This window comes from Streptomyces sp. NPDC003032, from assembly GCF_053591415.1.
In genome coordinates this window covers 134,246-155,472 of the sequence record NZ_JBSFTT010000020.1, presented here as the reverse complement: position 1 = coordinate 155,472, position 21,227 = coordinate 134,246, and the positions used below count along the sequence as shown (strand labels likewise).

Annotated in this window: 8 protein-coding genes and 2 pseudogenes; 6 read left to right on the top strand and 4 right to left on the bottom strand. The window is 72.9% G+C overall.

Features of this window, described 5'->3' with window-relative positions:
* Positions 1-3: 3 nt before the first annotated feature.
* Positions 4-2,610: a molybdopterin-dependent oxidoreductase gene (locus ACWDZ7_RS26535; RefSeq protein ID WP_451800347.1), complete on the top strand. Its 2,607-nt coding sequence runs from the start codon at positions 4-6 to the stop codon at positions 2,608-2,610.
* Here the strand turns inward: ACWDZ7_RS26535 and ACWDZ7_RS26530 are convergent.
* The 3 genes and pseudogenes from ACWDZ7_RS26530 to ACWDZ7_RS26520 form a co-directional block, all read right to left on the bottom strand.
* Positions 2,597-3,331: a hypothetical protein gene (locus ACWDZ7_RS26530; protein WP_451800345.1), complete on the bottom strand. Its 735-nt coding sequence runs from the start codon at positions 3,329-3,331 to the stop codon at positions 2,597-2,599. The two genes, ACWDZ7_RS26535 and ACWDZ7_RS26530, sit on opposite strands and share 14 nt — an antisense overlap.
* Entirely contained in the window at positions 3,328-3,846 is a 519-nt protein-coding gene (locus ACWDZ7_RS26525; RefSeq protein ID WP_451800344.1) for a methanogen output domain 1-containing protein, read from the bottom strand. Before ACWDZ7_RS26525 ends, ACWDZ7_RS26530 begins: the two co-directional genes overlap by 4 nt.
* Before the next feature lie 187 nt (positions 3,847-4,033).
* Positions 4,034-4,916 (bottom strand): annotated as a pseudogene (locus tag ACWDZ7_RS26520) (ATP-binding cassette domain-containing protein).
* A 101-nt stretch (positions 4,917-5,017) separates the two neighbouring features.
* Between ACWDZ7_RS26520 and ACWDZ7_RS26515 the strand changes: the two are divergent.
* The 3 genes from ACWDZ7_RS26515 (at position 5,018) to ACWDZ7_RS26505 (ending at position 12,401) form a co-directional block, all read left to right on the top strand.
* Entirely contained in the window at positions 5,018-8,815 is a 3,798-nt protein-coding gene (locus tag ACWDZ7_RS26515) for an nSTAND1 domain-containing NTPase (RefSeq protein ID WP_451800343.1), read from the top strand.
* 173 nt (positions 8,816-8,988) lie between these two features.
* Positions 8,989-11,253 carry a glycosyltransferase family 39 protein gene (locus ACWDZ7_RS26510; RefSeq protein ID WP_451800341.1) on the top strand — a complete coding sequence of 755 codons (2,265 nt, stop codon included), beginning with the start codon at positions 8,989-8,991 and terminating at the stop codon, positions 11,251-11,253.
* A gap of 353 nt (positions 11,254-11,606) precedes the next feature.
* A complete protein-coding gene (locus ACWDZ7_RS26505; RefSeq protein ID WP_451800339.1) occupies positions 11,607-12,401 on the top strand; it encodes an AfsR/SARP family transcriptional regulator in 795 nt (264 codons plus the stop codon).
* Positions 12,402-12,434: 33 nt separating this feature from the next.
* Here ACWDZ7_RS26505 and ACWDZ7_RS26500 read toward each other — a convergent pair whose 3' ends face one another.
* A complete protein-coding gene (locus tag ACWDZ7_RS26500; protein WP_451800338.1) occupies positions 12,435-13,952 on the bottom strand; it encodes an AMP-binding protein in 1,518 nt (505 codons plus the stop codon).
* A gap of 201 nt (positions 13,953-14,153) precedes the next feature.
* On the opposite strand from ACWDZ7_RS26500, the gene ACWDZ7_RS26495 reads away from it, so the two are divergent.
* Together ACWDZ7_RS26495 and ACWDZ7_RS26490 are read left to right on the top strand one after the other, a co-directional pair.
* Positions 14,154-15,167 (top strand): 4-aminobenzoate N-oxygenase, encoded by a 1,014-nt coding sequence (locus tag ACWDZ7_RS26495; RefSeq protein WP_451800337.1) that lies wholly within the window; start codon positions 14,154-14,156, stop codon positions 15,165-15,167.
* Between the two features lie 421 nt (positions 15,168-15,588).
* A pseudogene (locus tag ACWDZ7_RS26490) lies at positions 15,589-21,210 on the top strand (type I polyketide synthase); the annotation flags it as partial.
* Between the last annotated feature and the right edge of the window lie 17 nt (positions 21,211-21,227).

Below are 21,227 nucleotides of genomic sequence, written 5' to 3'. Positions count from 1 at the left end.
GGTATGGCGTTCTCGGTACGGATCAACGACAGCGAAAGCCAGGAGCCGCCACGGCCGGGGCAGTGCCTGCGCACCTACCTGCGGGAGCGCGGCTGGACGGGGGTGAAGAAGGGCTGCGACACGGGCGACTGCGGAGCGTGCACCGTTCACGTGGACGGGCTGGCTGTGCACAGCTGCCTGTATCCGGCGCACCGCGCCGACGGACGCACCGTCACGACCGTGGAGGGCCTGGGCGCCGACGGGCGACCGCATCCCGTACAGGAGGCATTCGCCCGGTCGCGGGCCTTCCAGTGCGGCTTCTGCACCGCGGGGTTCGTCATGACCGCGGGCGCCTTGACCTCCCAGCAGCTCGCCGACCTGCCGCAGTCCCTGAAGGGCAATCTGTGCCGGTGCACCGGGTACCGGCCCATCGGCGAGGCGGTTGAGGCGGCGCGGCATGCAAACGGTGAGGGATGCGAGTCGTCCGGCGTCCCGGATCAAGGGGACACGGTCGCCCACGGCATCGTCACCGGCACCGCACGCTTCACTCTCGACCACCCCGAGCCGGCCGGCCTGCTGCACATCGCCCTGGTGCGGTCCCCCCATCGGCACGCCCGTGTCCTGGGCGTCGATGCCACCGCCGCTCGCGCCGCGCCGGGCGTGCACGCCGTCCTCACCCACCACGACGCTCCGCAGGGTCGCTTCTCCACGGCCCTGCACGAAGACACCGGCGACGACCCCGCCGACACGCGCGTCCTGGACGACGTCGTACGGCACGTCGGGCAGCGCGTCGCCGTCGTCGTCGCCGACAGCCCCGGCGCCGCCGCCCGCGCCCGCGACCTCGTCCGCGTCACCTACCAGGTCCTGCCCGCTGTGACCGACCCCGATCAGGCACTGGCCCCTCAAGCGGTACGCGTGTGCGAGGACGGCAACATCGCCGGGGAGTTCCACCACACCACCGGAGACACCGAGCGGGGCCTGGCCGAGGCGGACATCGTCCACGAGGGCACCTTCCGCACGCAGCGGGTCCAGCACACCGCCATGGAGTGCCACGCCAGCCGGGTGTGGGCCGAAGCCGACGGCCGCCTGCACCTGCACTGCGCCACCCAGGCCCCGCATCTGGTCCGCCGCAGGCTGTGCCAGGTGTTCGGACTCGACCCGGACCGCCTGCGCGTCACCGCCGGCCGTCTGGGCGGTTCCTTCGGCCGGAGTCAGGATCTGCAGACCGAGGACGTCGCCCTGCTCGCCGCCCTGCACACCGGGCGGCCCGTACAACTGGAGAACACCCGCACCGACGAGCTGACCGCCACCACCACCCGCCACCCCTTTCAGGTCCGCGTCACCCTCGGCGCACGCCGCGACGGCACCCTCACCGCTGTGAAACTGCGCGCCGTCGCCGACACCGGCGCCTACGGAAACCACGGCCCCTCCGTCCTCAACGTCGCCTGCACGGAGACTCTGGCCCTCTACCGCTGCCCGAACCTGACCGTCGAGGGCTACTGCGTGCGCACCCACAACGTCCCCGCGGGCGCCTTCCGCGGATACGGCGGCGGCCAGCTCGCCTTCGCCCTGGAATCCGCCCTCGACGACCTCGCCCGCCGCCTTGGCCTCGACCCCCTCACCCTCCGTGAACGCGCCTACCGCCGCCCCGGCCAACAGGCCCCGTTTCCAGGCGCCGGCGGGCACCGCCCCGTCATGGACGAGGGCCTCGGCCGCTGCCTGGACCTGATCGGCCGAGCCCGTGCCCAGCGCCTGCGCACGCACCCCGTACGCGGCGGACAGCGCCACCTCGTGGGCGAAGGCCTGGCCGTGGCCACCCTCTACACCGTCCCCGCCGACCAGCACATCGCCCAGGCGACTGTCACCCTGCGCCCGGACGGCCACTACGACGTGGCCACCGCCGTCCCCGACTTCGGCAGCGGCACCAGCACCGTGCTGCGCCGCATCGCCGCCCGCGCCCTCTCCACCAGCTGCGACCACGTGCGTCTCAGCGAGGCCGACACAGATCGGACCGGCCACCACAGCGGCGGCTTCGGTTCCACCGGCCTCACCCTCACGGGCCGCGCCGTCGCCCGCGCCTGCCACACCCTCGCCGCACTCCGCACCGACGCCCGGACGGCCGACACCCCGCTCCGCGCCTCCGCCACCTGTCTCGCGGAGGACATCGTCCCGTCGCTGGCGTTCAGCGCCCAGTGGTTCCGCGTAGAGGTCGACACCGCGACCGGACTGGTGCGCGTCCTCGACAGCGTGCACGCGGCGGACGCCGGTACGGTGATGGACGCCGCGCAGTGCCGCGGCCAGGTCGAGGGAGCCGTCGTCCAAGGCGTGGGCACCACACTGCGAGAAGACCTGCCCACCGACTCCGCAGGCCATGTCACCACCCCTGGCCTGCGCGCCTACACCATCCCTCACTTCGGCGAAGTGCCGCCCACAGACGTCCACTTCGTCGAGTACGCGGACGGGGACGGCGCGGTGGACCCGAAACCGATGAGCGAGCTGCCCTTCAACGCTGTGGCCCCGGCGCTGGCCAACGCCGTACGCGATGCCACCGGCGTCCGCTTCGCCTCCTTGCCCCTGCGCCCGGACCGCGTCTGGAGAGGCTGCGGGTCCGGGCCCCCTACACGTTCCTGAGCGCGGAGCCGATCAGTGCCGTCACCGAATCCACATGCTCCGGAGCGGGCGGGCTGTCCGCCGCGAGGACAAGGGTGGCGTGCGGGGGGACAGGGATATGGAGGCGGGCGGGTGTGGGGGCTGGAGGGGTGAGGTGCAGGTGGGCTGTCGTACAGCCGAGGACGGGCGCCGCGTGTTCGGCGACCGACCGGACGACGGCTGCCGGTGTGGTGGCCGTGGCCAGCGCCACGACGAGCGTGTGCAGGCCGTCGAGCCTGGCGTGCGCCTCGGCGAGGGACGTGGTGAGCGCGATGCGGTCCTCGGTGGCACGGAAGCGGAGTGTGCGCTCGCGCTCCAGGGCGTTGACGCGTTCCTTCATAGTGAGGAAGCGGTCGCAGGGGTCGATGCGGGCCGCACGCAGATGGACGGTCGGGGTGGGCAGCCACTGGGCGCGGGCGCCGAAGCAGCGGCAGCGCACCCGTGTGCCGTCGAAGCCGTGCAGTGTGAGGCCCGCCGGCGTCGGATGGCTGGTGCGCAGCCACTGCCGGACGCGCAGGGCGACATCATCGGCGGACTCGGAGACATGGCCGCTCAGCGGCGTACCGTCCTCGACACCCGGCAGCAGCCGAACCGCCGCCGGGTTCGCGGCCAGCACCCGGGTGTCGGCGGCGACGAGCAGCACGGGCTCTGTGAGCAGACCGGTGATCTTCCGGAAGAGGGTCAGCGCCTCGACGCGGATCACAGCAGATCGCCGTAGTACTCACGCCCGGTTCCGCGTTCCGGTTCCGACGGCGGGCGCAGATGGACGACGACGCGACAGCCCACGTCCCAGCGGGCGATGGTCTTCTCCAGCTCCACGCGGGCATAGCCGAGGTTCTCGGCGGCGATGGTCCCGAAGATGTTCGACGTCATCATGCACATCGAGGGGCGGCCCACGACCTTCTCACCGAACGGGCACACCCGGTTGCCCAGAACGATGCGTTGTTCGTTCTCCTCGATGACGAAGAACTGACCGCCGAGCCGCGTCTTCAGGTCGACCATGGTCCGCGCCACCTGCGCACGGTCGAGACGGTCCACCGAAAGTGCTTTGGTGTACTGGCTGTTGATGTCACCGCCGATGGTCTGGCTGACGAGGCTGACGTACCCCGCCGCCTCCTCCAGGCCGACCACGTCCTCCAGGACACGCGCCAGTTCACGGATCAGACTGCGCATGAACACATCGCGGTCGAGGGCGATGGGTGCTTCGGATGGTTCCACTGGAAGGCCCCCTCGAGGCGCACCGCACGACATACGGCACTTGCCTTGCGTCACGACATGATTGCGTACCGTGACAGTCCCTGTCGACCGGTTTCGGCCAACATCCGCACCGCCCCGCTCGGCCCACGCGTCCTGCGCTTGAGGGACCCCCGTCCCGCGAGCACCGCCGCGCCCGTCCACAGCGCCGTCACGCCGAGTCCCGCCAGTCGGCGCTGTCCGCCTCGGAGTCGCCGTTGGCCGCGACGGCGAAGCCGGTGGTCAGGAGGAAGACCGCCGGTAGCGACCAGGCGGTGCCGCGCAGGGTCCTGATCTTGATCCGCTCGGAGCGGAGTACGGCTATCAGCGGGCCGATGGCGTCGATCTCGGCGCCGTCGATGAGGATGCGCCCGTCGTCCGAGTCGACCGGGGTGTGGCCGTGGTGCCGCAGAACCTCGCGCAGCCGTGCGGGCTCCGTCGTGCGGACGCGGACGCGGACCCGCGGCTTGACGCGGGCCGCGATGAAGTCCTTCGTGGGTGTGTCCGCCGGCAGCCTGCCCTTGCCCAGGACGGAGACCAGCACGGTGCGGTTCTCCCGCGCGAGGCGGCGCATCAGCTCACGGATCCAGATGATGCCCTCGGGGTCGAGGCCGTTCGACGGCTCGTCGAGCAGCAGCACCTGGGGATCGCCCAGCAGCGGCGGCGATGCCGAGGCGCTGGCGCATGCCGAGGGAAAGGACCTCGTCCACCCGCCCGTCGGGGACGCGGTTGCTCGCGGCGAGAGCCAGGAGGTGGCCGCGGGCGGTGCGGGAACCGTGCGGCGCCTGCGCGTCGAGGAGGGCGCCCACATGCCGCAGCGGCTCGTCGAGCCGTGCCCGCCCGAGTTCGGGCACGGCGTCGATCGGCGGCCGTCCGTTCGCATCCCGCCGGGGCCGCCCAGATGCTCGCGGCCCACGAGGACGTAGCCCTCGGGACACGACCAGGTGTGGTCCGACTCCTCCACCGGCCGTGACCACCGGGCGTCCACGACTACCGCCTGCGCCTGAGACGCGTTCGGCAGCGCCCTTCTCCTCAACTCTCTTCGCCCGGCACATGTAAGGGAGTTCACTCCGGTTGTCCGGATCCGGTGGCTGGACTCCGGAGGACCGGCTTGGACAATGACTCTCTGAGCGACGGTGGGCCGGGGGTGGGAGCTGTGCCACGGGGAGAGCGTCCGCTGGAGGACGACGGTGGCGAGCTGACCGCATTCGCGGCGGGTCTACGGCAGTTGCGGGAGAAGGCGGGCAGCCCGCCGTACCGCCAGCTGGCGCGTGACGCCCACTACTCGTCGACGACGCTGGCCGACGCGGCGGGCGGCCGCAGGCTGCCGAGTCTGCCGGTCACACTCGCCTATGTGCGGGCCTGCGGCGGGGACGTGGCCTCGTGGGAGGCGCGGTGGCACGCGCTCGGCGCCCGGCTCGCGGCCGCCGCCACGGCAACGGCCGACGAGGCGGCTCCCGGCGCCGGGAGCCGGGAGCCGCGTGGGCCCTACGTGGGGCTCGCCGCGTTCCAGCAGGAGGACGCCGCCTGGTTCTTCGGGCGGGAGCAGCTGACCGACGACCTGGTACGCCGGGTCCGCGACCGGCGCTTCCTCGCCGTGTTCGGCGCCTCGGGGGCGGGGAAGTCCTCGCTGCTGCGCGCCGGTCTGCTGCCGCGCGTCCACGACGGCTCCCACGCCGAGTGGGCCACCGTCCTGTTCGCGCCCGGGGCCCACCCCCTGGAGGAGTGCGCCGCACGGCTGGCCGCCGTCAGCGGCGGCTCCGCCACCGCCCTGCGCCGGGATCTCGCGACGGACCCGCGGGCCCTGCACCTGACCGTGCTCAAGGCCCTGGCGGACCGGCCGCCCGATGCGGAACTCCTGATCGTGGTGGACCAGTTCGAGGAGGTGTTCACCCTCTGCGCCGACGCCACGGAGCGCACCCTCTTCATCACCGCACTGCTCACCGCCGCCCAGGCCGCCAACAGCCGCACCCGCGTCGTGCTGGGCGTGCGGGCCGATTTCTACGCGCGCTGCGCGCAACACCCCGACCTCGTCGAGGCGCTGCGCGACGCCCAATTGCTCGTCGGGCCGATGACCACCGACGAGCTGCGCCGGGCGATCAGCCGGCCCGCCGCCCGCGCCGCCTGCACCGTCGAGGGAGCGCTCCTCGCCCGCGTGATCGCCGACGCCACCGGCAGGACCACCGTGCTGCCCCTGGTCTCCCACGCGCTGCGCGAGACCTGGTGCCGCCGCCGCGGCAGCACCCTCACCCTGTCCGGGTACGAGGCCGCGGGAGGCATCCGGCACGCCCTGGCCCAGACCGCCGAGGCGGTCCACGCCGGGCTCGCCGACGGGCAGCGGCACCTGGCCCGCGCCGTCCTGCTGCGCCTCGTCGCGATCGGCGAGGGCACGGACGCCACCAGACGCAGACTGGCCCGCGCCGACCTGGACTGGCTGAGTGAGGACCGGGCCGGCATCGAGACGGTCCTGGACGCGCTGGCCCGCGCCCGGCTGATCACCTTGGACACCGACACCGTCGAACTCACCCACGAGGCACTGCTGCACGCCTGGCCGCGGCTGCGCGACTGGATCGACGAGGACCGGGCGGGGCTGCTGCTGCACCAGCGGCTGAGCGAGGCGGCCACCGCCTGGGACCGTGAGGGCCGTGACCCCGGGGCGCTGTACCGCGGCACGCGGCTGGCGGCGGCCGAGGAGTCCTTCGCCGCTCCCGACAGCACGCTGACCGCGCTGGAACGTGACTTCCTGACAGCGAGCACCGCGGCCCGGGACCGTGAGCGACGCGCCGCGGTCCGCGCCACGCGGCGCCTGCGCCGGCTCACCATCACCTTGTCCGTGCTGCTCGTCATCGCCCTCGTGTCGGGTCTGATCGCCTGGGACCAGTACCGCACCAGCGAGAGCCATCGGCGCGAGGCCGTCGCCGAACAGCGCAGCACGCTGTCCCGGCAGCTCGCCGCCCAGGCGTCCATTCTCCTCGCCGACGAGTCCGACCTGGCCTCGCTCCTGGCCGTCTACGCCTACCGGATCCGCCCCACCGCCGAGGCCACCACCAGCCTCCTGGCCGCTGCCTCGCGCCCCCTCCAGCAGCGGCTCACCGGCCATGAGGGGGACGTGGAGTCGGTGGCCATCAGCCCGGACGGCCGCACGGTGGCGAGTGGCGGACACGACGGCACGGTACGGCTGTGGAACGCGGCGGCCGGCAAGGCACGCACCACACTCCACGGACACAAGGGCGCTGTGACCTCGGTGGCGCTGAGCCCTGATGGCAGTACGGTGGCGAGCGGCGGCCGCGACGGAACCGTACGCCTGTGGGACACGACCACCGGCAAGCAGCAGGACGTACTGACGAACCACCAAGGCGCCGTCGACGCCGTCGCGTACAGCCCGGACGGGCGCACAGTCGCCGGCGGCGGGGACGACGGCACGGTACGGCTGTGGAACGCGGCGACCGGCAAGCAACGGAACGCCCTGACGGCACAACAGGGCAACGTGCGCGCGGTGGCGTTCAGCCCGAACGGACGCACGGTGGCGAGTGGCGGACACGACGGCACGGTACGGCTGTGGAACGCGGCCACCGGCAGGGCGCTCACCACACTCGACGGACACGAGGGCGCCGTGAACGCGGTGGCGTTCGGTCCGGACGGGCGCACCGTCGCCAGCGGTGGACGCGACGGCACGGTGCGGCTGTGGACTCCGGCGACCGGCAAGGAGCGCATCGCGCTGACCGAGCACGGCCGCGACGCCGAGTCGGTGGGGTTCAGTCCGGACGGACGCACGGTGGTCAGCGGCGGCCGCGACGGCACGGTACGGCTGTGGGACGCGGCGAACGGGTCGCGGCGTGCCGTGCTGAGCGGGCAGGGCGGCGCCGTGTGGTCCGTGGCGTTCAGCCAGGACGGTGGCACGGTGGTCAGCGGCGGCCGCGACGGAGCCGTACGGCTGTGGGCCGTGGCCACCGGCAAGGCGCGCATCACGGCGACCGGGACCGGGGCTGCCGTGAATTCGGTGGGGTTCAGTCCGGACGGCCGCACGGTCGCCAGTGGTGGAGACGATGGGACGGTACGGCTGCGGGTCTCGGCGACCGGCAGGGTGCGCAGCACACTCGACGGGCACAAAGGGGCCGTGCGGTCGGTCGCGTTCAGTCCGGACGGTCGTACGGTCGTCAGTGGTGGCCGTGACGGAACCGTCCGGCTGTGGGACGCGACCAGCGGCGAGCAACGGGCCGTGCTGAGGGGCCATCAGGACAGGGTGGGCTCGGTGGCGTTCAGTCCGGACGGCCGTACGGTCGTCAGTGGCGGACGGGACGGAACCGTACGGCTGTGGGACCCGGCCAGCGGCAAGCAGCGGAATGTGCTGACGGGACATCGAGGTCCGGTGGGATCGGTCGCGTTCGGCCCGGACGGCCGTACGGTCGCCAGTGGTGGACGCGACGGCACTCTGCGCCTGTGGGACACGGCCACGGGCAAGGCCCGGAGCGTCCGCGGAGTCAAGTCGCCCATCCGGGCGGTGTCGTTCGCACCGGACGGGAACAGCGTCGCCGGTGGCAGCGACGACGGCACGGTGCGGCTGTGGGACACGGACACCGGGCGGTCCCGGGCCGGGCTGACCGGAGTCCGGGGCAGCGCACAGACAGTGGCCTTCAGCCCCGACGGCCGCACGGTGGTCAGCGGCGGCCGCGACGGGACGGTACGGCTGTGGGGTACGTCCACAGGCCTGCAGAAGGTCGTGTTGCCCGGACAGGCGGGACCGGTGCGGTCGGTGGCGTTCAGCCCTGACGGCCGCACCGTCGCCAGCGGCGGCGACGACGGCGCGCTGCGGCTGTGGAACGTGCTCCTCAGCGCCGACGAAGCGCTCAGCAGGATATGCCGCTCCCTGCGCAGGGACCTCAGCGCCCGCGAACGCGCCAGGTATCTGCACGATCCGTACCAGCAGTCGCCTCCCCGGGCCTGCGCGCGGTGAAGCCGCGGCTCGCGGATCGCTGTCCGGCGTCGCTGTCCGGAGCTTGTTGTCCGGAGCTTGTTGTCCGGCGCGGAGCCACCGGCGCCGGACAACCGCGCACGGGTAGAAGCGAGATGTCGGCCACTTGGCGGCCGTGTCCGGGAACAGCCGGGAACAAGGAGTCAGCTGCGATCATGACGTCTCTGACCAGCACGTCCAGCACGACCGCGTCCCCGGCGGTGGAAGCGCCCCGGCGTCGTGGGAAGTTCTGGCGCTCCCCGCCCGACCAGCCGCCCTGGGCCAGGCCCGGGCTCCTGGGCATCGCCGCCCTCGCCGCCCTGCTCTACGCCTGGAACATCACCAGCAGCGGGCTCGCCCCGTACTACTCCCTGGCCGCCCGCAGCATGTCCGAGAGCTGGAAGGCGTTCCTGTTCACCACCGTCGATCCGGCGGCGACCCTCACCATGGACAAGATCGGCGGCTTTCTGTGGCCGCAGGCCCTGTCGGCGCGGGTCTTCGGCTTCCACGACTGGGCGCTGACGCTGCCGCAGTGCATTATGGGCGTGATCTCCGTCCTGGTGATGTACCGGGTGGTGCGCCGCTGGCAGGGGCCCGCCGCCGGACTGCTCGCCGCGGGTCTCCTGACGGTCACGCCCGTCGCGGCCTCGATGTTCGGCCACGCGATGATGGACGGCTCGCTCACCATGTGCCTCGTGCTGGCCGCCGACCAGTACCAGAAGGCGGTCGGCACCGCGCGGCTGAGGCCGCTGCTGCTGAGCGCCCTCTGGATCGGCATCGGCTTCCAGATGAAGATGATGGAGGCCTGGATCGTCGTCCCCGCCTTCGTCGTCGGCTATCTCGTGGCGGCTCAGGTACCGCTGAGGCGGCGCCTCGGACAGCTGGCCGTGGCGGGCGTGGTGCTCTTGTCGGTGTCGCTGTCGTGGGTGGCCCTGCTGACCTTCACTCCGGCGGACGACCGCCCCTATGTGGACGGTTCGACCAACAACAGCGCCGCCGCCATGGTCTTCGGCTACAACGGCTTCAACCGCCTGCACGCCGGACTGATCGACGGCGGAGCGTCCGCGTCCGACGACGGAGGCGGTAACAAGGACGGTGCACGGAGCGCGCCGACGGCCCCGCCCGCGAGCAGCGGGCCGGGGCAGCCCGGGAGCGGCAAGGAGAAGGGGGGCGCCGAGAAGAAGGATGGCGCCGGACGGCAGCCTTCGACGGCCCAACCGTCCGGCGCGCCTCCCGGTGGAACCGACGGCGCACCGTCCGAAGACCGGCAGGAGGGCCGGAAGGGACAGGACAGCGGTACGCCCGGCGGCACCTGGGCGCCCCCGAAGCCCCCTTCCGAGGCCTCTCTGTGGCTCAAGCTCCTGCGCGACCCTCTCGCACCACAGATCGGCTGGCTGTATCCCCTCGCCGTGATCGCCCTGGCCATGGGGCTGTCGACGCACCGCAGGGCCGCCCGCACCCATCCGACCCGCGCGGGCTTTCTGATGTGGGGCACCTGGCTGATCACGTCGGCCTGTGTGCTGAGCGCCATCGGCAACCTCTTCCACACCGCCTACCTGTCCGTACTCGCGCCCCCGCTCGCCGCGCTGTCCGCCGCCGGGACCGTCGCCCTGTGGCGCGCGCACCGAGCCGCGCCCGGTGGCCGACGGGCCTGGGTGCTGCCCGCCGTCATCGCCGCGGAAGTCGGCTGGACGGTCCACCTGGCCTCCGACTACACGGACTTCGCACCCTGGCTCATCCCCGTGGTCGTCGTGGCCACGCTCGTCGCCGTCCTAGCCCTCGGTGGCCTCCTGCGCGGCAGCGGCGCCCGCCGGGCCGGGCTCGCCGGACTGCTCGCCGGATGCGTGGCCATGTTCGCCGCGCCGACGGCGTGGTCCTTGTCCGTGCTGAACGAGCGTTACGCGGGATCGGCGTTCGACGCGTCGGCCGGCCCGCGCCCCGAGGGCGCCGGGACGGGGGCAGGGACGGGCAGGGTCATCGGCGGTGGGAGCGGCACGGGCGGCGGAGAGGGCGGCGGGGCGGGCACGGTCAACGTGACCCAGGACCCACGCACCTCACTGACGCCCACGGAGAGCAAGCTCCTCGCCTACGTCCAGAAGCACAACGGCGCCGCGAAATACACCATGTCCACCGAGACGACCATGGCCGCGGCCCCGTACATCTACGCCGAAGTCGTGCCCCTCCTCCCCGTCGCCAGCATGCATGGCGACGCCCTCACCCTCACCGAGTACCAGGAACTCGTCGCCAAGGAAGACGTCAGCTTCGCGCTGGTCACCGAGGAGGGCGCGAAGAAGTCGAAGATCAGCGCCTGGGTGAGGTCGGCCTGCGCCGAAGTCGGCCCCGGAACGTACGGGGCTGCTGCCGGTGCCGACAGCGACCGCGGTGGCGGCGACTCACCGACGCTCTACCACTGCGCCGCGGCCGACGCGGCCAAGACCTGACAGCTTCGCCCTCCCGACGCGGGCGAGACCCGCGTGCGGGCGCGGGACTGAAGCATCGTTATTCGGCGGCGCGCCGCGAAGAATTGTTTCCTCAAGCGCGTCGCCGTACTGCGCCATTCGATCGGCTGCGGTGTGGATTCGGAAGAGCGTACGAGAGGTAATTGGCATGTGCGATATCGCGGCACGGTAGGCGGATGGCGCAAACCACGTGGTTTCGCCGTTCACTTCGCCCGGGTCCCCATCACCCAGGGCCGCTTATTGAATAGAGCGCGGGCCCAGTGGGAAATGTCTCCCTCTCGTTCGATAATCAGTATGTCCAGGGGGACGTGATGTCTGTAAAGACTGTTACGTGGTTGTCCAGTGAGCTGTCGTTCCACATTCTCGGGCCGCTGGGGGTGCGGTCGACGGACGGTCCGCTGCCGCTGGGGCCGGCACGGCAACGGGCGGTGCTCTGCGCTCTGTTGCTGGCGCCAGGGCAGGTGGTGAACGCGGAGCGGCTCGCCGAGGCCGTCTGGCCCACGGGGCCGCCGGGCAACGTCCTCGCCAGCCTGCACAGCTATGTATCGCGGCTGCGCCGCCAACTGGAACCGGACTGCCCGCCACGGGGACGCGACCGGATCCTGCGTAGAGAACCGCACGGATACCTTCTCGACGTCGCACGGCAACGGGTCGACATCTGCCGCTTCGAAAACCTGCTGCGCGACGGGCGCCAGCATCTGCGCGAGGGTCGCTTCGCGGAGGCCAGCAGGTTGCTGGAGGACTCCCTGGAACTGTGGCGCGGCGCGCCCTACGCGGAACTGGGTGACTACGAACCGGCCGTGCGCGAGGCGGCGCGCCTTGAGGAACTGCGCCTCATGACATGGGAGGCCCTGTGGGAGGCCGAGCTGTCCTGGGGCCGGGACGACGGCACCGCCGTGGCCGAACTGGCGGCGCTGAGCGCGAAGTACCCCAACCGGGAGCGCCTGGGCTGGCTGCTGATGGTCGCCCTGTGCGAGGTGGGCCGGCAGGCGGAGGCGGTGCGCGTCTACCACCGCATCCGCAGGGCGCTGGCCCAGGAACTGGGCGTGGACCCGGGCCGGGAACTCCGGGTGTTGTTCACCCGGATCCTCCGTGACGAGTACGTCGGGCGGATGTGCCTGCGGCGCTGACCGCCGCCCGGCGGGCGGCAGGACGGGCCGGCGTCAGTTGATGCGCCGGTCCTGGCCGACCCAGTACGGCTCCCGCAACTGACCCTTCTGAACCTTGCCGTTGCCGGTCCGGGGCAGCGCGTCCGGGAACTCCACGGACGTGGGCGCCTTGTACCGGGCCAGCCGCTGCTTGCAGTACGAGATCAGCTCGTCGCCCGTGACCGGGACCCCCTTGACGGGCACGACCAGCGCCTTGACGGTCTCGCCCCACCGCTCGTCCGGCACGCCGATGACGGCCGCCTCGGCGACCGACGGATGGCTCAGGAGGCAGGCCTCGACCTCCACCGAGGACACGCTCTCACCGCCGCTGACGATGACGTCCTTCAACCGGTCGAACAGGACGAGATGCCCCTCGTCGTCGAACGAGCCCACATCGCCGGTGTGGAACCAGCCCTCGCCGAGGGCCGAAGCGTCGGCCTCCGCGTCCTGCCAGTAGCCGTCGAGCACCATGTTCGAACGGGCGAGGACCTCCCCCCGCGCCCCGGTGCGCAACCGTACGCCCAGCGCGGGCGCCCCCGCCCTCGTCAGACCGCCGCTCCCCGAGGCGCCCGGCGGGCGCTGGTTGAAGGTGAGGAGTGTCGTCTCCGTCAGGCCGTACACCTGGTGGAACGTCCAGCCCAGCTCGTTCTCCACCTGGCAGACGAGGCGCTCGCTGACGGGTGCGCCCGCGCACACCACGCGCACGCTGCCCCGGCCGGGAATCTCGCCCGGCCAGCGCCGTGCCGCTCGGAGCACGGCATCCCACACGGCCGGAGCGCCGAACGCGAGGGTCACACCGTGCTCCTGGACCCGCCGCAGGATCTCGGTGCCGTCGATCCGGCGCAGCAGCACCTGCTTGGCGCCGAGCCCGGCGAGGAGGAACGGCACCCCCCAGCCGTTGCAGTGGAACGTGGGCAGCGTATGCAGATAGACGTCCTGCTCCCAGATCCGCGCGTGCACGCCGAACGTCATCGCGTTGAGCCACACATTGCGGTGGGTCAGGGCGACGCCCTTCGGGCGGGCGGACGTTCCCGACGTGTAATTGAGTGTCGCGACGGCATTCTCGTCGGGCCGTGACCAGGGACGAGGCGAGACGTCGTACCGCATCACCCGGGTGTCGGTCTCCTCGCCGAGCACGAACCGCTTGGGCCCCTCGACCGAGCCGAGCGCGGCCTCCACATCGGGATCGACGAACACGACCGAGGCATCGCACTGCCGCAGGATGTACCCCGTCTCCTCAGGGGTGAGCCGGTGGTTCACGGGAACGCAGATCCGGCCGCTCGCCGGTATCGCGTAGAGCAACTCCAGGAGGCGGGCCGAGTTGGGGCTGACGACGGCGACCCGCTCGCCCGCGCCGATGCCCAGCGCGTCCAGGCCGGCCTGCCAGGCCCGTATGCGCCGCAGCAGCCCGCCATAGGTGGTCGTCGCCACCGGGCCGGACGGCTGGTCCGGCTCGTCGACGAGCGCCGTGCGACCGGCGGCGGCCGTCCCGGCGCGGTCGAGGAAGTCGGCCATGGTGAGCGGTACGAGCATGATGCGTCCTTAGCAAGGGAGTCTCAGGGGAGTCTCACGGCGGACCGCCCGGGACGGGACGGGGCGCGGCGGCTCCATCGTGGCAGCCCTCCCCCGCGACCAGAAGGCTTCCTCAGCCGCGCCCAAGCCACGTACAAGAAGCCGCCAAGAGCAGCCGGTGACGATGCAACGGCACTGCGGACCACGAGGCCGGGAGGGCTGATGCGCGAGGAACCGGGCGTGGTGACCACCTGGGCGGCCAGGGGGTGGACCGAGGAGGACGGCATCGGCACCGCCACGCTGCGCCGCCTCGTGGCGGCCTGGCCCCGGCGGGCCGCGGTGACGACGAGCCCCGACGCTCTCGACGAGTCCGGCACGTACGACCCCCGACTGCCGGACTACCCACTCCAGATCGTGCCGTTCGCGACGCACCCCCGCTTCCTCGCGGCAACCCCGGAGCAGCGCGGACAGGTTCTGACGGGTCTGTGGATCGGCTACAACGAACGCGTCATCGCCACCGAACACCTCATCGCCGAGCCCGCCTTCGACCTCGTCATGCGCGGCGTCTTCCCCGGCAGCGACCACCCGTTGGTGCGGCAGGCAGTACAGCAGTCCATCGTGGACGAGAGCTTCCACACGTACATGCACATGCTCGCCCTCTCCCGCACCCGGCAACTGCGCGGTGTGCGCAACCGCCCCGAGCAGCCCCCGCTCATCACCTACCGGCGGCTGCGCGAGGTGCTCGCCGAAATACCGGAGGAGTGGGAGCGCGACGTCGCCGTCCTGGTGTGGGGGGCCGTGGCCGAGACCTGCATCAACTCCCTGCTGGCCCTGCTGGCCGGGGACGACTCGATCCAGCCCCTGCACTCGCTGATCACCACGCTGCATCTGCGGGACGAGACGGCGCACGGCTCGATCGTCATCGAGGTCGTCCGGGAGCTCTACGCCAGGATGGACGCCGGACAGCGCCGCGCCCTGGTGCGCTGCCTCCCCCTCGCCCTGGAGGCGTTCGCCGAGCAGGACCTCTCCACGCTGCGCCTCGAACTGGACACCGCGGGCGTCACGGGCGCCGCCGAGATCGTGGACGACCTGCGGGCGAGCGCCTCCGGCCGGCGGCTCGTCCGGGACTTCTCCGGCGCCCAGCGGATGGTCGAGCAGCTGGAACTGGCCGACGCCATCGACTTTGAGTTCCCCGAGCGGCCGGCTTGGTCGGCCAGCGTGGGACGGCGTCGATGAGGCCGCCGCCCGTCGTACTCGACGTTCGCGGCCGCCGCACCTCTCCAGGAAGGAAGCAAGGATGGAGTCGAACGAGGGACGCGACCGACCCCTGCGGCAGCGCCTCGCCGCCGCGCGGGCGGCGGAACGGCGCCGTCTGCTCCTCGACCTGATCCGGACGCAGGCCGCCGCCGTCCTGGACCGCGACGGGCAGGTGCCGCTCGACCCCGGCCGGGCGTTCGGCGCCCAAGGGATCCGGGGACGGGCCGCGGCACGGCTGCGGGAGCGGCTGAGCGAGGCGACGGGCAGCGACCTGTCCACCACCGTCCTCTTCGACCACCCGACCCCCAGTGCCCTCACCGACCACCTGTGCTCCCTGCTGCCCGGCGAGCACACAACCCACGCATCCGAGGCGCGGGCCGGCGCGCCCGCCGGGCGGCGGGCCGCGGCGGACGAGCCGATCGCGATCGTCGGCATGGGCTGCCGACTGCCCGGCGAGGTGTCCTCACCGGAGGACCTGTGGCGCCTGGTCCGCTCGGAGACGGACGCGATCTCCGAGTTCCCGGCCGACCGCGGTTGGAGCGTCGAGTACGACCCCGACCCCGACCACGTGGGCACGACCTGCACCCGGCACGCCGGATTCCTCTACGACGCGCCCGACTTCGACGCCGGGTTCTTCGCGATCAGCCCGGGCGAGGCCGTCACCATCGACCCGCAGCACCGACTGCTCCTGGAGACGTCGTGGGAGGCCGTCGAACGCGCCCGGATCGACCCGACCTCGCTGCGCTCCACCCGCACCGGCGTCTTCGTCGGCATCATGTACAGCGAGTACGGTGCCCGCATCCGGCACGTCCCGCCGAGCGCCGAGGGCTATCGCGTCGTGGGCAGCATGCCCAGCGTGGCCTCCGGACGCCTCGCCTACACCCTCGGCCTTGAGGGACCGGCGGTCACCGTGGACACCGCCTGCTCCTCCTCCCTCGTGGCCGTGCACCTCGCCGCCCAGTCGCTGCGCCAGGGGGAGTGCACGCTCGCCCTGGCCGGCGGTGTCACCGTGATGGCCACGCCCTGGGGCTACATCGAATTCAGCCGCCAGCGCGGGCTCGCACCCGACGGGCGGTGCCGGTCGTTCTCGGCCGACGCGGCCGGCAGCAGCTGGTCCGAGGGCGCGGGCGTACTGCTCCTCGAACGGCTGTCCGACGCGCGGCGCAACGGCCACCGCGTGCTGGCAGTGATACGGGGATCGGCGGTCAACCAGGACGGCGCGTCGAACGGCCTGACGGCGCCGAACGGCCCGGCCCAGCAGCGGGTGATCCGCCAGTCACTCGCCCACGCGGGCCTGTCCCCGGCGGACGTGGACTGTGTGGACGCCCACGGCGCCGGAACGCAGCTGGGCGACCCGATCGAGGCACAGGCGCTCCTCGCCACCTATGGACAGGACCGGCCGGCCGACCGGCCGCTGTGGCTCGGCTCGTTGAAGTCCAACATCGGGCACACCCAGGCCGCGGCCGGAGTGGCGGGCCTGATCAAGATGGTGATGGCCATGCGCCACGCCGAGCTGCCGCGAAGCCTGCACATCGCCGAGCCGACGCCGCACGTCGACTGGTCCTCCGGTGCGGTGCGGCTCCTGACGGAGGCCAGGCCCTGGCCGCCCGTCGACCGTCCGCGCCGGACGGCGGTCTCCTCCTTCGGCGTCGGAGGCACGAACGCCCACATCATCCTGGAGCAGGCGCCCCAGGAACCCGAAAGGCAGCGGGAGGCCCCGGCAGCACCCGAGGGAGCCGTCGACATGGAGGGCCGCGGAGACCACCCCCTGCCCTGGCTGGTCTCGGGCGCCGGAGAAGCGGGCCTGCGGGCCCAGGCTCGGCGGGTGGCGGACTTCCTGAAGTCGCCACCGCGAGCGCCGGACGTGGACGTGGCGTACTCCCTGGCGCGTTCACGGGCGGCCCTCACGGACCGCGCCGTCGTGGTGGCCGCGGACCGGACCGCGGCCATGGAGCGCCTCGCCGCGCTCGCGGACGGCGACCACGGTCCGCACGTGGCCCTGGGGTCGGCCACGGCACGGGACCGCGTCACGTTCGTGTTCCCCGGCCAGGGATCCCAGTGGCCGGGCATGGCGGCCGAACTGATGCGCACCTCGCCGGTGTTCAGGGAGTCGATCGAGGCCTGCGCCGACCACCTCGCCCCGCACGTCGACTGGTCCCTCACCAAGGTGCTGCGGGGCGAGTCCGGCACGCCGGCCCTGGACCGCGTCGACGTCGTGCAACCGGCGCTGTTCGCGGTGCTGGTCTCCCTCGCGGCACTGTGGCGGTCCTTCGGCGTGGAGCCGGCCGCGGTCGTCGGTCACTCGCAGGGCGAGATAGCGGCGGCCCACGTCGCGGGCGCGCTCTCCCTGGACGACGCGGCCCGCATCGTGGCCCTGCGCAGCCGGGCCCTGCGGGTCCTGGCCGGGCGGGGCGGGATGGTGTCGGTCGCCGCCCCCGTGGAGCAGGCGCGCCGGGGCCTCGCGCCGTGGGGCGGTGCCGTGTCCGTCGCCGCGGTCAACGGACCGCGCTCCGTGGTGATCTCCGGGGAACCGGCGGCCCTGGACGAGGCACTGGCGGCCTTCGAGGCGGACGGCGTGCGCGCTCGGCGGATCCCGGTGGACTACGCGTCGCACTCCGCGCAGATCGAGGAGATCCGCGAGACCCTGCTGACGGTGCTGTCCGGCGTCCGCCCGCGCGCCGCGGCCGTGCCCTTCTACTCGACGGTGTCCGGCGAGCCGATCGACACGGCGGCCCTGGACGGCGCGTACTGGGTGCGCAACCTCCGTGAGACCGTCCAGTTCCACCGCACGGTGGAGAAACTGCTCGCCGACGGCCACACCACGTACATCGAGATGAGCCCGCACCCCATGCTCACCCTCGCCATCCAGGAGACCGCCGACGCCACGGGCACCGCCAACACCGCGCATGCCGCCCACGCCGCGGGCGCCGAACGAGCCGGTGACGTCCTGACCGTCGATTCCCTGCGGCGCAACGAAGGCGACCTGGCGCGGTTCCTGACCGCGGTCGCCGAGGCGTACGTCCATGGCGTCGCCGTCCACTGGCCCGCGGCGTTCAGCCACGCCGCCACCTGTCTGACGGACATCCCGACCTACGCATTCCAGCGGACCCGCCACTGGCTGGAGGACGCGGCGCCGCCGGAGGCGGACGTGACCACGGCCGGCCTGGACGGCGTCGACCACCCTCTGCTGGGCGCAGCCGTCCCCCTCGCGGACGGCACCGGGGGCATGCTCTTCACCGGAACCCTGTCCGCCCGGACCCACCCCTGGCTCGCCGATCACGCCGTCGCGGACATCCTGGTCGTACCGGGTACGGCGCTGGTGGAAATGGCGCTGGAGGCGGGTGCGCGGGCGGGCTGCGACGGTCTCGAAGAGCTGGTCCTCCAAGCCCCGCTGATCCTGCCCGAGGAGGGCACCGTCCGCCTCCAGCTCGCCGTCGGCGGACCGGACGACGCCGGGCGGCGGAGCGTCACCCTGCACTCCCGGGCGGGCGACGCCGCCGCCGACGCCGCCTGGACCCGGCACGCGCAAGGCGCCCTGGCACGCGGCGACCATCAGCCGCCAGAACCCCCGCGGCAGTGGCCTCCGCACGACGCGGCGGAGACCAACCTCGACAACTGCTACCGGGAGCTGGCAAGGGCCGGACTCCACTACGGTGCCGCGTTCCAAGGGCTGAAGCGCTGCTGGCACCGTGGAGACGACCTCTACGCCGAGGTCGAACTCCCCGAGGGCGCAGGTGGCGCCGACCGCTACGGGCTGCACCCCGCCCTGTTCGACGCCGCCCTGCACGCCGCGGCACTCGCGCCCACGCCTGGTGCCTCGCCTGGCGAGGCCGTGCCCCGGCTGCCGTTCTCCTGGAGCGGTGTGGCCGTACACGCCACGGGCGCCACCCGGCTGCGGGCCCACATCCGGATCACCGGGCCCGGAGCGCTGTCGGTCACCGCCACGGACCCCGCGGGACGGCCGGTGGTGACGGTCGAGAACCTCGGGCTGCGCCCGATGAACACGGAGTCCCTGCGCCGGACCGCCGCCATGGCCGACGCCTCACTGCTCCATCTGGAGTGGCAGCCCGCGCAACCCGCACCGTTGCCGCACGACCCGGTGCCGACGCGCTGGGCCTGGATCGGGTCCGGGACCGCCGAGGCGGACGGCGCACTGAAGGCGCGAGGCATCGAGTGCGCACACCACTCCGACCCGGCGGCGCTGCGGGCGTACTTGGACACGGGGGGCGGCGCGCCCGAGGCCGTCGTACTTGCCCTGCTGTCGGGGCCATCGGAACTGTCGGGGTACTCGGGCCACTCCCCGGCCCCGGAACCCCGTGCCACCGAGCCGGGCACCGGCACTGCCCCGACCGCCCCCCTCGACCCGGCCACCGTCGCGCACCAGGCCACCCACACTGTCCTGGCCGCCCTCCAGGACTGGCTGGTCGACGAGCGCCTGGCGGGCTCGCGTCTTGTCGTCCTCACTCGGGATGCCGTCGCGGCGGGCCCCGGTTCGCGGCCTGATCCCGCCCTCGCCGCGGTCTGGGGCCTCGTCGCCTCGGCGCAGTCGGAGTACCCGGGCCGCATCCGCCTCGTGGACATCGACGGCCTCGCCTCGTCCCGCTCCGCGCTCGCCGACGCGGTGGCCGGTGAAGCGGCCCGGGTCGCGGTGCGTGACGGGGCTCTTCTGGTCCCGCGGATGACGCGGATGACGCGGGTGGCGACGTCGGCGCCGAGCGGTGGTGCGGGCTGGCGGCCGGACGGCACGGTCCTGGTGACCGGTGGGCTCGGCACCCTCGGGCGGTTGGTGGTACGGCACGTCGTGGAGTCGTACGGGATCCGGCACGTCGTCGTCGTGGCGCGCACGGGCGACTCGGGAGCGGACGCGGCCGAGTTCGTGAAGGAACTGCGCGCCGACGGCGCCGACATCCACGTCGTGGCGGGCGACGCGGGGGACCGGGGCGTACTGGCGGACGCGCTGGAGTCGGTTCCGGCCGAGCACCCCCTCACTGCCGTGGTGCACATGGCCGGCGTACTGGACGACGGCGTCCTGGCGGCACAGACCCCGGAACGTCTCGACCAGGTGCTGCACCCCAAGGCGGACGCGGCATGGCATCTGCACGAGTTGACGGCCGGCTCGGACGTGGCGTTCGTCGCGTTCTCGTCGGTGTCGAGCGTCCTCGGCCCCGCCGGACAGGCCGGTTACGCGGCGGCCAACGCCTTCGTGGACGCCCTGATGGCCTGGCGCCGGGCCGCTGGCCTGCCGGGAGTGTCGCTGGGCTGGGGGCTGTGGGGCGCCCGGTCCGGCCTGACGGAGAGGCTGGCGGCGGCGGACGTGCGACGGATGGCCCGCTCGGGAGTCAAGGCGCTCTCAAGCGATCAGGGGCTCGCCCTGTTCGACGTCGCCTGTGCCACCGATGAACCGGTCGTCTTCCCCCTGCGCCTGGACACCGGCGCCCTGGGCGACGGCGCCGACGTGCCGTACCTCCTGCGCGGACTCACCCGCACCCCGGTCCGCCGGTCCGCCGTCGCCACCGCCGACACCGGCGACGGACAGGACGGCGAGAGCCTGGCCACCCGCCTCGCGCCTCTCCCGGAGAGCGAACGGGACGACATCCTGCTGACCTTCGTACGTACGCACGTCGCGGCCGTCCTCGGCCACGACGACCCGCGGACCGTCCACGAGCGGCGGCCCTTCGCCGACATCGGGTTCGACTCGCTGCGCGCCCTGCAACTGCGCAACCGCCTCGGTGACGCCACCGGCCTGCGCCTGTCGCCCACGCTGGTCTTCGACTACCCCACACCCGTCGCGCTCGGCCGGCACCTGCGGACCCTGCTGCTTCCGGACGCGCCGCCCCCGAAGGCGGGAACGACGGCAGCCGGGCAGGCCGCCGAGGACGCCTCGGGGGGCTCACCGCCGCCCGGTCCGCACCAGGGCCACCAAGGCCACCGGGGCCATCAGGACGACGCGGCCACGGAGCAGCTGCGCCCGGCCTCCCGGGAGGAGGTCTTCGAGTACATCGACAACCTGCTCGGCGAGTAGGCAAGGCGGGCCCGACC